Annotated in this window: 13 protein-coding genes; 3 read left to right on the top strand and 10 right to left on the bottom strand. The window is 71.3% G+C overall.

Annotated elements, in window-relative coordinates:
* Positions 1–86: 86 nt before the first annotated feature.
* From OG470_RS09020 to paaA, 7 genes are all read right to left on the bottom strand, one after another.
* Positions 87–1325: an LPXTG cell wall anchor domain-containing protein gene (locus OG470_RS09020; protein ID WP_328422609.1), complete on the bottom strand. Its 1239-nt coding sequence runs from the start codon at positions 1323–1325 to the stop codon at positions 87–89.
* Positions 1326–1761: 436 nt separating this feature from the next.
* Positions 1762–2952, bottom strand: coding sequence for a cyclic dehypoxanthinyl futalosine synthase (mqnC, locus tag OG470_RS09015; RefSeq protein ID WP_328422607.1), 1191 nt, complete (start codon positions 2950–2952; stop codon positions 1762–1764).
* 135 nt (positions 2953–3087) lie between these two features.
* Entirely contained in the window at positions 3088–4197 is a 1110-nt protein-coding gene (paaE, locus tag OG470_RS09010; protein ID WP_328422605.1) for a 1,2-phenylacetyl-CoA epoxidase subunit PaaE, read from the bottom strand.
* Positions 4194–4688 (bottom strand): 1,2-phenylacetyl-CoA epoxidase subunit PaaD, encoded by a 495-nt coding sequence (gene paaD / locus OG470_RS09005; protein ID WP_328426237.1) that lies wholly within the window; start codon positions 4686–4688, stop codon positions 4194–4196. The genes paaE and paaD overlap by 4 nt, the downstream gene beginning before the upstream one ends.
* 23 nt (positions 4689–4711) lie before the next feature.
* A complete protein-coding gene (gene paaC / locus OG470_RS09000; protein ID WP_328422603.1) occupies positions 4712–5443 on the bottom strand; it encodes a 1,2-phenylacetyl-CoA epoxidase subunit PaaC in 732 nt (243 codons plus the stop codon).
* Entirely contained in the window at positions 5440–5721 is a 282-nt protein-coding gene (gene paaB / locus OG470_RS08995; RefSeq protein WP_121655474.1) for a 1,2-phenylacetyl-CoA epoxidase subunit PaaB, read from the bottom strand. Before paaB ends, paaC begins: the two co-directional genes overlap by 4 nt.
* Positions 5722–5735: 14 nt before the next feature.
* Entirely contained in the window at positions 5736–6803 is a 1068-nt protein-coding gene (gene paaA, locus OG470_RS08990; RefSeq protein WP_328422601.1) for a 1,2-phenylacetyl-CoA epoxidase subunit PaaA, read from the bottom strand.
* Positions 6804–7175: 372 nt separating this feature from the next.
* Between paaA and OG470_RS08985 the strand changes: the two genes are divergently transcribed.
* Both OG470_RS08985 and OG470_RS08980 read left to right on the top strand, forming a co-directional pair.
* A complete protein-coding gene (locus tag OG470_RS08985; protein ID WP_328422599.1) occupies positions 7176–8162 on the top strand; it encodes a hypothetical protein in 987 nt (328 codons plus the stop codon).
* The gene (locus tag OG470_RS08980; RefSeq protein WP_328422597.1) at positions 8162–9121 is read left to right on the top strand and encodes a hypothetical protein; all 960 of its coding nucleotides are present in this window, start codon (positions 8162–8164) and stop codon (positions 9119–9121) included. The genes OG470_RS08985 and OG470_RS08980 overlap by 1 nt, the downstream gene beginning before the upstream one ends.
* Before the next feature lie 89 nt (positions 9122–9210).
* Here the strand turns inward: OG470_RS08980 and OG470_RS08975 are convergent, their stop codons facing one another.
* The 3 genes from OG470_RS08975 to OG470_RS08965 are packed head-to-tail and all read right to left on the bottom strand — an operon-like array spanning position 9211 to position 12005.
* Positions 9211–10062 (bottom strand): menaquinone biosynthetic enzyme MqnA/MqnD family protein, encoded by an 852-nt coding sequence (locus OG470_RS08975; protein WP_328422595.1) that lies wholly within the window; start codon positions 10060–10062, stop codon positions 9211–9213.
* Positions 10014–11381, bottom strand: a complete 1368-nt coding sequence (locus OG470_RS08970) for an MFS transporter (RefSeq protein WP_328422593.1) — start codon at positions 11379–11381, stop codon at positions 10014–10016. Before OG470_RS08970 ends, OG470_RS08975 begins: the two co-directional genes overlap by 49 nt.
* A 39-nt stretch (positions 11382–11420) precedes the next feature.
* A complete protein-coding gene (locus OG470_RS08965) occupies positions 11421–12005 on the bottom strand; it encodes an ArsR/SmtB family transcription factor (RefSeq protein ID WP_328422591.1) in 585 nt (194 codons plus the stop codon).
* 386 nt (positions 12006–12391) lie between these two features.
* Between OG470_RS08965 and OG470_RS08960 the strand changes: the two genes are divergently transcribed.
* Complete coding sequence (locus OG470_RS08960) at positions 12392–13642, top strand: HNH endonuclease signature motif containing protein (protein ID WP_328422589.1); 1251 nt, start codon at positions 12392–12394, stop codon at positions 13640–13642.
* Positions 13643–13746 lie beyond the last annotated feature (104 nt).

Genomic DNA, 13746 nt, shown 5'->3' with positions numbered 1-13746 from the left:
TCGACGGCCGCTGGGTGGCGCGGCGCGGACCCCGGTACGCGAAAGGGCGGGGTGGTCGCCCACCCCGCCCTCGCGTCGTGCCTGCGTCAGTCGGTCGACTTCTCGTCGCCCGGGGCGACCAGGACGACCTTGCGCCGGCGGGAGAGCACAAGCAGCGCCCCGCCGACGAGCAGGATGATGCCGCCGATGCCGCCGATCAGGCCAGCCTGCACACCGGTCACCGGCAGACCGCCGCCGCCACCTCCACCGGCAGCCGGCGACGTGGTCGCGCCCGGCGTCGGCGTACCGCCCGGGGTCGGGGTCGCCGTCGGGGTCGGGGTGGGCGTCGGCGTGGGCTGCACGGTCAGGTCGACGAAGACGTCGAAGATCGCCTGGTTGTCGCCCTCGTCGGTCTCGGTGAAGGCCTTCCGCTGGGCGCTGGTCGCCCGCTCGGGCTGCTCCTCAGGCTGACCCGCCGCACTGTCCAGACCCTGCGCGAACAGCTCGCCGACCCGCAACACCGGCTCGGTGACGTCCGCGCCGACCGTCACCTTGATGTCCGCGGTGTAGTACTCACCGGGCTCAATCACCGCGCCGTCGTCCTGGCAGAGCGCTTGGACGACACCGCCGAAGGTCTGCTGCTCGCAGCTGTCCGGGAGCGTGGCGAAGGTGACGCCGGCCGGGAGCGTGAGCACGTAGGAGAGGCCGGTGGCCGTGCGGCTGCCGTCGTTGTAGACCGCCCAGTCGAGCGGCACCGTCTCGCCCAGCCGGACCGGCCGGAGGTCCGGATCATCGCCCCTGGCGCCGTTCACCACGACGTTCGCGTAGACGTCCTGCACCCAGCTGGTCAGGTCGTAGCCGGGCTTGGTGACGGTGATGTCGTGCTCGACTTTGTTGTCGAGGGGATTGGGGTCGCCGGTGGCCGACTTGATGGTGACCACCAGAGTGCCGGCCTCGCCGCGACCACCGGTGGAGAAGAGCGGGATACCGAAGTCCTCGCTGGTGCCGGCCGGCAGATCGCCGAGCAGACAGGTGAACTTCTTGCCCTTCACCTGGCAGCCGTCGGGCACCATGACGCCGACCTTGTTCTTCTTCAGCTTGCTGGTGTCCACGGTGTAGCTGACGCCCTTGGCGTCCACCGCGCTGCGGGTGTTGTCGACCGTGAATTTGAAAGGCTTGTTCTTGGCCGCCGTGACGCCCTTGGCCAACTCGTAGCTCTGCGGAATCAGGGCCAGGTCGGCCTGGTCGGCGGCCTGGGCCGGGGCGGCCACGGTGGCCAGGCCACCGGCCGCGAGCAGTGCCACGACACCGGCGCGGGCCAGGGTCGAGCGGTGGAACGCTGTCATCAGTCCCCCGGGGGTAGGGAAGAAAGAATGGTTGCGGGAACGAGCGGACGTTATCCGAGGTCGATATCCCACGCCAGCGTGCGGGGCCGCTTTCATCCGTCCGGCCTGGAGTGTGCAGACGGTACGGGCGGGATGGTCACCCATCCCGCCCGTACCGCCGTGCGTTATGTGAACGACCCTCACGGGCCGATGGAGGACTGCCCTCGTGCCGCGCGACCCAGGACCATCAGACCACTCGCCACCAGCACTGTCGCGCTGATTCCGCCAATCCGCGGTGGCGAGGGATATGAGGCGGGACGCTAGCGGCCGACGATCATCTCCACCACCCCTGACCGGGCAGCTTGGACGCCGCAGCGGCCGGGACCACCCGGACCGCCGAGGCGGTCGGGCGGGAGCATGAGCCCCAGTCAGCCGAACGGCCGGGCTGCGACCAACCTCAGTTGACGTCGACCAGCGGCAGGGAACGGCCGGCACCGCCGCCGGGCAGCGCGATCGAGGAGAAGTGCGAGACCACCCGATCGTCGGTCGGGTCGTCGGCCGGCGTGTGGTGCACGGCCAGCCGGTTGTAGAGGGTGTCCCGCTGCGCCGGGATCCGGTCCGCCGAGCGGATCATGCCGATCAGCTCGTGCAGGTTGGAGCGGTGCCGCGCGCCGGCCGAGGAGATGACGTTCTCCTCCAGCATGATCGAGCCGAGGTCGTCCACGCCCATGTGCAGGGCGAGCTGCCCAACGTCCTTGCCGGTCGTCAGCCAGGACGCCTGCAGGTGCGGCACGGTCTCGAAGAAGAGCCGGGCCACCGCGACCAGCCGCAGGTACTCCAGCGTCGTCGCCTGCGTGCGGCCCTTGAGGTGGTTGTTCTCCGGCTGGTACGTCCACGGGATGAAGGACCGGAAACCACGGGTGCGGTCCTGCACGTCGCGGATCATGCGCAGGTGCTCGATCCGCTCGGCGTGCGTCTCGCCGGTGCCCATCATCATGGTGGCGGTCGACTCGATGCCCTGCCGGTGGGCCAGCTCCATGACCTCCAGCCAGCGCTCACCCGACTCCTTGAGCGGCGCGATGGCCTTACGCGGCCGCTCGGGCAGCATCTCCGCCCCGGCACCGGCGATCGAGTCCAGGCCGGCGACCTTGATGCGAGCGATGGCCTCGTCCAGGCTCACCCCGGAGACCTTGGCCATGTGCAGGATCTCGCTCGGCCCGATCGAGTGGATGGCCAGCTGGGGGTACGCCTGCTTCACCGAGGAGAACAGCTCCTCGTAGTACTCGACGCCGTAGTCCGGGTGGTGCCCGCCCTGGAGCATCACCTGGGTCGCGCCCAGCTCGACCGCCTCGCCGCAGCGACGCAGGATCTCCTCGGTCGGGTGGGTCCACCCTTCCTTGTGCTTGGGCGCCCGGTAGAACGCGCAGAACTTGCACGCCGTCACGCAGACGTTGGTGTAGTTGATGTTGCGATCGATCAGGTACGTGACGACGTTGTCCGGGTGACGCCGCCGGCGCACCGCGTCCGCCGCCTCGCCCAGCGCGTGGAAGGGCGCCTCGGTGTAGAGCAGCAGGGCCTCCTCGGGCGTGATCCGCCCACCGTCCGCGCCGCGCTGCAGGATGTCGTCGATCTCCCGGCTCACCGTCACACCCCGAGCCTACGTCGCCCCACCCGGCTCGACCGTCTGGCCCCGGCGGCGTGCGGTACGTCCCACAGCCGCCGCCGGTCAATTCTCGCTAGCCCTCCGCGCAGAACCCGACGAACTGCCGGCCATCCGACGCCTTCACGCGTCGTAGTCCACCGTGAGCTTGTCGGTGGTCGGGCTGGACTGGCAGGTCAGGACGTAGCCCGCCGCCAGCTCGTCGGGCTCCAGGGCGTAGTTGCGGGCCATCGTGACCGCACCGTCGACGACCTTCGCCTTGCAGGTCGAGCAGACGCCACCCTTGCAGGCGTACGGCAGCTCACCGCGCACCTTCAGTGCGGCGTCCAGCACCCGCTCCTCGCGGCCCATTGTGAAGCTCGACGACCGGCCGTCCAGCACGATGGTGACCTCGGCCCCGGCAACCGTCGGGTCCACCGGACGGCGCAGCGGCTCCGGCGGCGCGTCGACGTGGAACAGTTCGGTGTGTACCGCCGACTCGGGCAGCCCGCGCGCGGTCAGCACGTCCCGGACGTCGACCACCATGTCGTACGGGCCGCAGAGGAACCACTCCTCGATGGCGTCCCCCGGGACGATCGTGCTCAGCAACCGGCTCAGCCGCTCGGTGTCGATCCGCCCGGAGAGCAGCGGTGACTCGCCCTGCTCGCGGGAGAGCACGTGCACCAGGTGCAACCGGGTGGGATAGCGGTCCTTCAGGTCGGCCAACTCCTCGGCGAACATCACCGTGTTCGCCGTGCGGTTGCCGTACACCAGGGTGAAGGTGCTGGCCGGCTCGACGGCCAGGGCGGTCGCGACCAGCCCGAGCACCGGGGTGATGCCGGAGCCGGCGACGACCGCGCCGTAGTGCCGCACCCGGTCCGGCGCGAAGGCCGTCGTGAAGGTGCCCAGCGGCGGCAGCACCTCGACCGTGTCGCCGCCGCGCAGCGCGCCGCAGGCGAAGGCCGAGAAGGCGCCGCCGGGAATCTCCCGTACCCCGATCCGCAGTCGGCCGCGCCGGGCCAGGTCGTCGGGGGTCGAGCAGATGGAGTACGACCGGCGTACGTCCGTGCCGTCCTCGGTCACCCGTCGCACGGTGAGGTGCTGGCCCGCGCGGAACGCGAAGGCCTCTCGCAATTCCTCGGGTACGGCGAAGGTGACCGCCACGGAGTCGTCGGTGAGCCGGTCGACGGCGCCGACCTGCAGCGGGTGGAAGACCGGCCGGCGGCGGACCGGTCGGGTGATGGTGACTGTCACAGCGCCTTCAGGTGGTCGAAGGGTTCGGCGCAGGAGCGGCAGCGCCACAGCGCCTTGCACGCCGTGGAGCCGAACCGGCTGACCTGCTCGGTCTCCGGCGAGCCGCAGTGCGGACAGCGGACCGCGAGGGTCAGCGGCACCACACCGGCGGCGGGCACCGGGGCCGGCGGGGCGATCCCGGCGGCGGCGAGCTTGGCCCGCCCATCGTCGGAGATCCAGTCGGTGCTCCACGGTGGGCTGTAGACCGTGCGGACCTCGACGTCCGGATGGCCGGCGACGGCCAGCGCGCGGCGGATGTCGGCCCGGATCACGTCCATCGCCGGGCAGCCGGTGTACGTCGGGGTGATGGTGACGGTGACCCGGCCGCTGACCGGATCTTCCTCGACCGCGCGCAGGATGCCCAGCTCGTCGATGGTGATCACCCGGATCTCCGGATCCACCACGCTCGCCGCAGCCGTCCTCGGGTCGGTCGACCCACGGGCGCCGTCCACCACTGCGGGGCTCTGCCGCGTACTCACCACGTCGCTCCGGGGTGCGCGCGGTGCAGCACCTGCATCTCGGCGAGCAGGTACGCCAGATGCTCGGTGTGCACGCCCGTCCGCCCGCCGGCCGGCGCCCAGCGGCTCTCGGGCCGGGTGAGCGTCGCCTCGGCCAGCACCGGGCCGACGGTGTCGTCGAACGCCTCCCGCAGGGTGGCCGGGTCGACCGGTGCCGCGGGATCGGCGGCGAACAGCTCGTGCGTGTACGGCCAGACCTGGTCGACGGCCGCCTGCATCCGGCGGTGCGACTCCTCGGTGCCGTCGCCGAGACGCTTCACCCACAGTGCGCCGTGGTCCAGGTGGTACGCCGACTCCTTGCGGGCCTTCGCACCGATCGCGGCCAGCCGTTCGTCCGGGCACCCGGCCAGGGCGGTGTACAGCGGCAGTTGGTACGCCGCGAGGAAGAACAGCTTCGCCATGGTCACCGCGAAGTCGCCGTTGGGCAGCTCGACCAGCAGGGCGTTGCGGAACTCGCGGTCGTCGCGCAGGTACGCCAGCGCGTCCTCGTCCCGGCCGGCGCCCTCCAGCTCGCCCGCGTACGACAGCAGTAGGCGGGCCGCGCCGAGCTGGTCGAGGGCGATGTTGGTCAGCGCGACGTCCTCTTCCATCTCCGGCGCGCGAGTGGTCCACTCGGCCAGCCGTTGCGCGGCGACCAACGCGTCGTCGCCGAGGGCGAGGGCGAGGGTGAATTCGACGGGACCGTTCACAGGTGAGCCACCCCGTCCGGTACCTCATAGAAGGTGGGGTGGCGGTAGACCTTGTCGGCGGCCGGGTCGAAGAAGGCGTCCTTTTCGTCCGGGCTGGACGCCGTGATCGCTCCGGCCGGCACCACCCAGATCGACACGCCCTCCTGCCGCCGGGTGTAGAGGTCCCGGGCGTTGCGCAGGGCCAGCTCGGCGTCGGGGGCGTGCAGGCTGCCGACGTGGGTGTGCGACAGCCCGCGCCGGGCCCGCACGAAGACCTCCCACAGCGGGGTCTGCTCCATGCTGGTTCGCTCGCTCACGCCGCCACCTTCTCCTTCTGCTCGGCCCGCTTGGCGGCGTACGCCGCGGCGGCCTCGCGCACCCACGCACCGTCGGTGTGCGCGGCCCTCCGGTGTGCCATCCGCTCCCGGTTGCACGGCCCGTCGCCGGAGATCACCCGCATCAGCTCGTCGTAGTCCGGCTGGGTGTAGTCGTACGCCTGCCGCTCCTCGTTCCAGCGCAGGTCGTCATCGGGGATGCGCAACCCGAGGATCTCCGCCTGCTGGACGCACATGTCCACGAAGCGTTGGCGCAGATCGTCGTTCGAGAAGCGCTTGATCTTCCAGGCCATCGACTTCGCGGAGTGCGTGGAGTCGCCGTCCGGCGGGCCGAACATGGCCAGCGACGGGTACCACCAGCGGTCCACCGCGTCCTGGGCCATCGCCTGCTGCGCGGGGGTGCCGTGCGCCAGGGTGTGCAGGATCTCGTAGCCCTGGCGCTGGTGGAACGACTCCTCCTTGCAGACCCGGATCATCGCTCGGGCGTACGGGCCGTAGGAGCAGCGGCACAGGGGCACCTGGTTGACGATCGCCGCGCCGTCCACCAGCCAGCCGATCGCGCCCATGTCAGCCCAGGAGAGGGTGGGGTAGTTGAAGATCGAGCTGTACTTCTGCCGCCCGTCGAGCAGCAGCCGGACCAGCTCGTCACGGCTGATGCCGAGGGTCTCGGCGGCGGCGTAGAGGTAGAGACCGTGGCCCGCCTCGTCCTGCACCTTGGCCAGCAGGATCGCCTTGCGCTTGAGCGACGGCGCCCGGCTGATCCAGTTTCCCTCCGGCTGCATGCCGATGATCTCGGAGTGGGCGTGCTGGGCGATCTGCCGGATCAGCGTCTTGCGGTACGCCTCCGGCATCCAGTCCCGTGGCTCGATCTTCTGCTCCGCGCCGACCACCTCGGCGAAGTACGCCGCCAGGTCCTCGTCCGGAGCGGGGCCGCCGCGCCGCTGACGGGCGGCGGCGGCGCGCAGCTCCGCCTCGGCCGCCTCGACCTCGCCGAGCAGGCCGCCGCCGGTTGCGTCGTCCGGGGCGGAGAAGTCGTTGCCATACATGAGGACAAGTGTTACAGCTTGCGCCTCGATGCACTAGGGGGTGTAACAGGAAACCCGAGTCACGTTCGGTCACGGATGGGCGGTATTCCCGCACGCAGCGCAATCGGCCCGGCTATGACTTGGCTCACTGGACGAAGATGAATCCTCCTAGAAGACGCATACCGTCTCGATATCCCGCCTTTATTGCATGTTGGCAGGCGTCGAACTCTGGTGGTCGGCCGGTCCGGAAGTAGACTTCTGCCGGTCACACGATCGGCTGCCCAGAATCGTTGTCTCCACAGAGGCCACCTCCCCCGGCCTCGGCGATCGCACCGGTCATCCCGGGAAACAAGCCGGTCCCCCCGGCCCTGACATCTGGAGCTCACCCAACTCATGCGATCTCGCGTGACCATGGTGCTCGCCGTCGTGGCGGTCCTGCTCGGTGGCGTTCTGCTGGTTCCCGCTGCGTACGCGCGGCTCGCTGGCAACGACGGCAGCGCAGGCGGCGGTGGCGGCGGGAGTGTCGCCGCGCCCTCACCCACCCCACCACCACTGCCCACGCTGGCGGCTGGCCCGGTATCGGTGAACTTCAAGGGCGACTTCTACTCGTGGGCCCTGCTGGACCGGGAGACGGGCAAGATCTCCGGGTCGCCGAACATGACCGCGACCAGCTCGACCGAGTCGATGATCAAGGCGTGGATCGTCTCCGACTACCTGCGCCAACTCGGCGACAAGGAGCCGACCGCGGCGCTCAAGAAAGCCGCCAGCTCCGCCATCCGGGACAGCAACGACGACGCGGCCAACATGGTCTACAAGGCCGCCGGCGGCTCGTACTCCGTGCCGGCGGGCGGCCAGCCGGGGCCAGTGATCAAGCGGGCGATCAGCATCTGCGGTCTGACCGACACCAAGCGCGGCAACGTGGCCAAGTACGAGGGCTACTGGAGCTTCACCCGGATGTCCCCCCGGGACGCCGTCCGGCTCGGCGACTGCATCGCCGACGGCAAGGCGGCCGGCCCGAAGTGGACCAAGTGGGTGCTCAGCGAGATGAGCAAGGTTCAGGGCACCACCGCGGCCAAGGACCAGAAGCTCAAGTCCGGCGGCGGTCGCTGGGGGATCATCAACGGCCTGCCGAAGTCGATCACCGCCCAGGGCCCGGTCAGCATCAAGAACGGCTGGACGCAGCTCTACTACGACGGCAACTGGCACGTGAACTGCCTCGCCGTCAACGACAAGTGGAGCCTCGCGGTGATGCTGCGTTACCCCATCAAGAACGGGCTGGACTACGGCGCTCAGGTCTGCGCCAGCGTGGCCACTCAACTCGTCACCCCGCAGCCCGGCGCCGCGCTCAAGGTGCCGCAGCAGCCGGTCGGAAAGCTCTGATGGCCGGCAACCGTCGGGCGGACCGGCGACGCGGCGGTGATGCCTCCCCGCTGCGGCTGGTCGCGATCGCGGTCGTCCTGATCGGGCTGGTGCTGGTTTCGCTTCGGCTGCTACCGGGGTCGCCGTTCGAGTCGACCTCCGCCGCCCGCTGGGGCGACTCCGGCACGACGACCAGTGACCGGTCCACCGGCACTCCCTCCGACCGCAGCGCCCGCCAGCCGGCCCCGGAACCGAGCCCCAGCCCGTCGCTGGAGCCGCTGCCGTTCCAGGCCAAGGACCTCAAGCTGGACATCGAGGGCTGGTATTCCTGGAGCGTGCTCGACCGCCGCACCGGAAAGATCATCGGCTCGAAGAACATGAACGAGACCAGCACCACCGCCTCGATGATCAAGGCCTGGATCGTCGCCGACTACCTGCGTCGCGCCGACGACGCCGGGCAGACGCCGAGCGACGCGAAGCTCGCCGACGCCACGCGGATCATCCGGGACAGCGACAACACCAGGGCCGAGCAGTTCTACAACTCGGTCGGCCGCGACGCCTCGATCCGGCGACTGCTCTCCATGTGCAAGCTGACCGACAGCAGTGTCGCCCCCGACGGCGGCTGGAGCCGGACGGCGCTCTCCCCCCGGGACACCGCCCGACTGGGCAACTGCATCGCCACCGGCACCGCCGCCGGGCCGGAATGGACCAAGTGGCTGCTCAACGAGATGAAGCTGGTCCGCGGCGCCGGTGACTTCGGCATCCGCAAGGCGTTCCCGGCCGCCGAGCAGAAGCAGATCGCCATCAAGAACGGGTGGATCGACCGGACCAAGGAGCAGGAGATGCACATCAACTGCCTGGCCATCGGCGACACCTGGACGATGGGCGTGATGGTCCAGTACCCGATCAACATGGGCTACGACTACGGCATGAAGAACTGCGAGAAGATCACCGAGGCACTGCTCCGCCCCAACGTCTGACCCGCCCTCCCAGCATCTGACGCCGCCCGGCGTCCGGACCGCCAGCCGGCTCGGTCGACCGTCCCGGCTGGCGGCCTGCGCCCTGAGGCTCAGCCGGCGAAGAACTCCGGGCCACCGGCCGGCAGTTCCGGGACCACGCCGTGCGCGGCGGCGCGGCGGGCGAACTCCCGCAGCCCGGCGACCTGCCGGTCGCCCAGCGAGAAGTCCAGGGTCCGGAAGTACGTGGCCAGCGTCGCGGCGTCGAACGTCTCCCACCGGGCCGCCGCCTCAGCGACCTGGTCCAGCTCGGCCAGGCAGAGGTCACGCGAGCGCAGGAACGCCTCGTGCACCTCCTTGACCAGCCCCGGATGGGCGGCGGCGAAGTCGCGGCGAACCGCCCAGACCGCGAAGACCATCGGCAGCCCGGTCCACTCACGCCACGCCTGCCCGAGGTCGGTGACCGTGAGACCCCGCTGCGGCGCCTCGTACAACGCCCGCAGCGCCACGTCCCCGATCAGCACCCCGGCGTCGGCCTCCAGCAGCATCTGGGTCAGGTCCGGCGGGCAGCGGAAGTAGTCGGGACGAACGTTGTACTTCTCGGCGAGCAGCAACTGGGCCAGCAGCACCCCGGTCCGCGAGGTGGAGCCGAGCGCCACCCGGGCGCCGTCCAGCTCGGCGAGGGGCTTCGTGGAAACAACGTTGACCGACAGCACCGGCCCGTCGCTGCCCACCGCCAGGTCCGGCAGGAGCAGCAACTCGTCGGTGTGCTTCAGGTACTCCACGAGCGTGATCGGACCGATGTCCAGGTCGCCGGCCACCAGCGCGGCGCTCAACCGGTCCGGCGAATCCTTCTGCAGGTCGACGTCGAGCAGGGCACCGGAGCGCATCAGGCCCCAGTAGATCGGCAGGCAGTTCAGGAACTGGATGTGCCCGACCCGTGGACGTGCGATGCGCTCAGCCATGACCCGACCGTATCCCCGGCCTCTGGCGCCGGCTCGGCGGGCCGGCCCGAAGTGGCCAACCCCGCATCCGCCCCCGCCGACCGCTGGTGTTGCCGTCCGCCCGGGTCATCCGGCGACGGGCGGCGTACCGCCCGGGCGACCACCGGCACGAAGACCAGCACCACCAGGAGCCCGGCCAGGCCGGCGGCGGCGATCAGCGGTCGGGGCGGGACGGCCGTCAGCAGCGCACCGCCGATCAGGAAACCGACCATCGAGCCTCCCTGCACCGCCGCGCCGTAGCTCGCGTACGCCCGAGCGCGCATCGCCTCCGGCACCCGGCGAGCGGTGAGCAGGTTGGCGAAGACGTTCTCGCCGCCGTTGGCCGCGCCCGCCACCAGCCAGAGCGGCACCAGCAGGCTGGCCGCCGGCACCATCGCGCCGAACAGCACCATGAGGCTGCAACCGGCCAGCGTGGCCAGCACCCCACGGACCAGCGCAGCGTCGTCGGTGAGCCGGTTGGCGAGCCGGGCGGCCAGCCAGCCACCGGGCAGCATGCCGGCCATCCAGGCGGCACTGACCAGCCCGTAGGTGGTGGGCGAGCCGTTCAGGGTCTCCCGGATGAAGAAGACCTCGACCACGTTGATACCGCCGATCGCCGCGATCACCACGGCGGTACTGACCACCATGACGAGCATCAGCGGGTCCCGGCGCAGCCGCCAGCCGAGGGCTGCCACGCGTGGGTTGGCCGGGGTGGCGGCGATCCGCCGACCACCGCGCCGGGTCCGCAGCAGCAGGCCGGCGACCACCAGTGCCAGGTAGGTCGCGGCGTCGAGCAGCAGCGGTACGCGGGTGCCGAACTGCCCCACCAGCAGCCCGGCCAGCACCGGCCCGCCGAGCGCCCCGAGGGAGACAGCGGTCTGGCTGATCGCGCTCGCCCGCGGCAGGTCGTCGGGGCGGACCATCGCCGGCAGCAGCGCCGCCAGGCAGGGCTGAGTCACCGCGAGCCCGCACGCGAGCAGCGTGACGAGCCCGACCACCAGGACCGGGTGGTCGGCGAGGGCGAGCAGCACGCAGATCGCGGCCTGGGCCAGCCCGACGGTCACCAGCAGAGTGCGGCTGTCCACCCGGTCAGCGAGCCGGCCGGCGAGCGGGGCGAGCACCACCAGGGGCAGGGTGGCCGCGAGCAGCAGCCCTGACACGGCGAGCCCGCCGGCTCCGGCGCCCTGCAGGGCCAGCGCGAGGGCGGTGGCGGCGAGGAAGTCGCCGCAGATCGTGGTGCCCCGCGCTGTGGCGGCGAGCCAGACGTCCGGCCAGCGCGACTCGACGGTTGTGAAGGACATACTTCGAAAATAATCCTTCACAACTGGTTGGCACAACCCCTATGGCAGCGGCACCACGTGGTACTGCACCGAGACGGTCCGCGCACCCGCCGGCGGATCGGCCCGGCGCCGGCGCTGGCGGTACGGCTCCAGCAGCGCCGAGACCGCCTCGTTCACCCCGGCCATCTCCTCTGCGGTGAGCAGCAGCAGCGCGTCGCTGAACAGCGCCACCTCGTACCACTCGGGCGGCTCGCTCCCGGCGCGCCGCAACCAGTCCCGGGTCCGCTCCATGTCGCGGGCCACATGCGCCTCGACCAGCGCCTGCTCGGCCGCGCGCGCCTCCGGCCCGGCCGCACGGCCCGCGTCGAACATGACGCTGGGGCTGACCGCGCGCCACACCCGCTCCCGCGCGTCACCCCGGCTCGGCGCCTGCTCGACCAGGCCGAACTTCGCCAACGCTCGCACGTGGTAGCTGGTCGCACTCGGCGACAGCCCGGCGATCTCCGCGAGCTCGGTGGCGGTCCCACCACCCTCCCGACTGCTCAGGTATTCCATGATCGCGATTCGGGCCGGATGGGCCAGCGCCCGCATCACCTGCGGGTCACTGATCGTCATCCGACGCGACTCGGGACGGGCCTCGGTCATGACCCCATGATCCCGGCCATCCGCGCGACCCGCCATCACCCCCCGGGCTACGCAGTTCCGCTCCACCAACCGCGTTGCCACCGGCGGGATGGCACCACGCGCCAGGCATCGGGCGGTGCCGGACCTGTCCAGCAGCGGACAGGGCCGGGCGTCAGGTGTGCCGGACCCGTCGGCAGCGGACAGGTAGACGACCGCTGCGGCGTTGATGGCGACCGCGCGCGCCGACCCCCTAATCGCATGGCCGCGCTGCATCTGCGCTGGCTCAGCGTGGGCGGGATCCGCGGCAGACCCAGCAGTCAGCCGACCTGCAGTGCGGCGACCGGCCGGGGCACGCCCCGCCACCGGAGGCTCGGGAAATTGTCGTACGCCTGTTCTAATGTGGCTTCATGTTGAGGGCGTTGGAGCAGGCCGGCGGGGCCGTCGACGACTGCGCCGACGTCGCCCCGTGGGCGCTCTCCGACGACGAGTTGCTGGCATCACTGGACGCGACGCACGCGGTGGCGCAGCGGCTGGCCACCGTCCAGCTGGGGCTGGTGCGCGAGCTGGACGCCCGCGGCCTGGCGGTCGCCCGCGGCGCCTCATCCACCGCCGTCTGGCTCCGGGAGCGACTCCGGCTCTCGGGTCGATCCGCCCGCCAGCTGGTCGAGCTCGCGGCCGCCGTCGACGCCGCGCCGTCGGCAGTGCGCGATGCGATGCGGACGGGCGCCATCACCGTGGAGCAGGGCCGGGTGCTCGCGGAGACGATCTCGGCCCTTCCGGCCGAAGCGGGGCCGGAGGTCGCCGACAAGGCCACCCAACTGCTGGTCGCCTGGGCTGACCGGTTCGACCCGGCGATCCTGCGCCGTCTCGGGGAACGCGTGCTCACGCACGTCGCACCGGATCTGGCCGACCAGGCCGAGCTGGCGGCCCTCGAACGGGCCGCCGACCGCGCCGAGGCCCGCCGGCACGTCACCCTCTCCGACCAGCAGGATGGGCAGGTACGCCTCAGCGGGAGCCTCGACACCGAGACCGCCAGCCTGCTCCGCGAAGCGATCGGGCCGCTCTGCGCACCGGCCGGTGCGCACGACGACCGCAGTCCCGGTCAGCGCCGGGCGGACGCGCTCGGCGAAATCTGTCGGCTGGCGCTGCGCACCGGCCACCTGCCGGACAGCGGCGGCGACCGACCACAGCTCGTGGTGACCGTCTCCCTGGACGCGCTGGTCAACGGCGTCCGCGCTGGCGCACTGGAGACCGGCGCACACCTGACGCCCGGCGCGGTGCGCCGCCTCGCCTGCGACGCCGCCGTGCTGCCGGCCGTGCTGGGCGGCAACAGTCAGGTGCTGGACGTAGGGCGTCAGCGCCGACTCTTCACCGGCCCGTTGCGCCGGGCACTGGTGCTGCGCGACGGCGGCTGCGCCTTCCCAGGCTGCGATCGGCCATCCCGCTGGTGCGACGGCCACCACGTCCAGCACTGGGCCGACGGCGGGGCAACGGCGCTGGGCAACGCCGTCCTGCTCTGCGGCCACCACCACCGGCTCCTCCATCAGGGCGACTGGACGGTCCGTATCGCGGCGGACGGCCAGGCCGACTTCCTCCCGCCCAGCTGGCTTGACCCGCTCCGCACCCCGCGCCGCAACCTCTACCACCGGCGGTGCTGACGCCGAGGAAGCACCAACCTCCGCAACGCTTCTCAGTCCGGGGGCGAGCACCCCGTCGCCACGCCGCGTCCTTTGGGCGGCAGCGTGGGTAATGCCGGCGAGGA

It is taken from the genome of Micromonospora sp. NBC_00389 (assembly GCF_036059255.1).
Lineage (GTDB): Bacteria > Actinomycetota > Actinomycetes > Mycobacteriales > Micromonosporaceae > Micromonospora.
Note: the sequence above shows the minus strand (reverse complement) of the source record. Positions and strands in the feature narration are given on the sequence as shown.

What these genes read in the sequence shown, in the direction of transcription:
- OG470_RS08960 (WP_328422589.1), top strand. Translation starts at nt 12,392, where the DNA reads ATGTTGAGGGCGTTGGAGCAGGCCGGCGGGGCCGTCGACGACTGCGCC.
- OG470_RS08985 (WP_328422599.1), top strand. Translation starts at nt 7,176, where the DNA reads ATGCGATCTCGCGTGACCATGGTGCTCGCCGTCGTGGCGGTCCTGCTC.
- OG470_RS08965 (WP_328422591.1), bottom strand. Translation starts at nt 12,005, where the DNA reads ATGACCGAGGCCCGTCCCGAGTCGCGTCGGATGACGATCAGTGACCCG.
- OG470_RS09020 (WP_328422609.1), bottom strand. Translation starts at nt 1,325, where the DNA reads ATGACAGCGTTCCACCGCTCGACCCTGGCCCGCGCCGGTGTCGTGGCA.
- OG470_RS08980 (WP_328422597.1), top strand. Translation starts at nt 8,162, where the DNA reads ATGGCCGGCAACCGTCGGGCGGACCGGCGACGCGGCGGTGATGCCTCC.
- paaA (WP_328422601.1), bottom strand. Translation starts at nt 6,803, where the DNA reads ATGTATGGCAACGACTTCTCCGCCCCGGACGACGCAACCGGCGGCGGC.
- OG470_RS08975 (WP_328422595.1), bottom strand. Translation starts at nt 10,062, where the DNA reads ATGGCTGAGCGCATCGCACGTCCACGGGTCGGGCACATCCAGTTCCTG.
- paaB (WP_121655474.1), bottom strand. Translation starts at nt 5,721, where the DNA reads ATGGAGCAGACCCCGCTGTGGGAGGTCTTCGTGCGGGCCCGGCGCGGG.
- OG470_RS08970 (WP_328422593.1), bottom strand. Translation starts at nt 11,381, where the DNA reads ATGTCCTTCACAACCGTCGAGTCGCGCTGGCCGGACGTCTGGCTCGCC.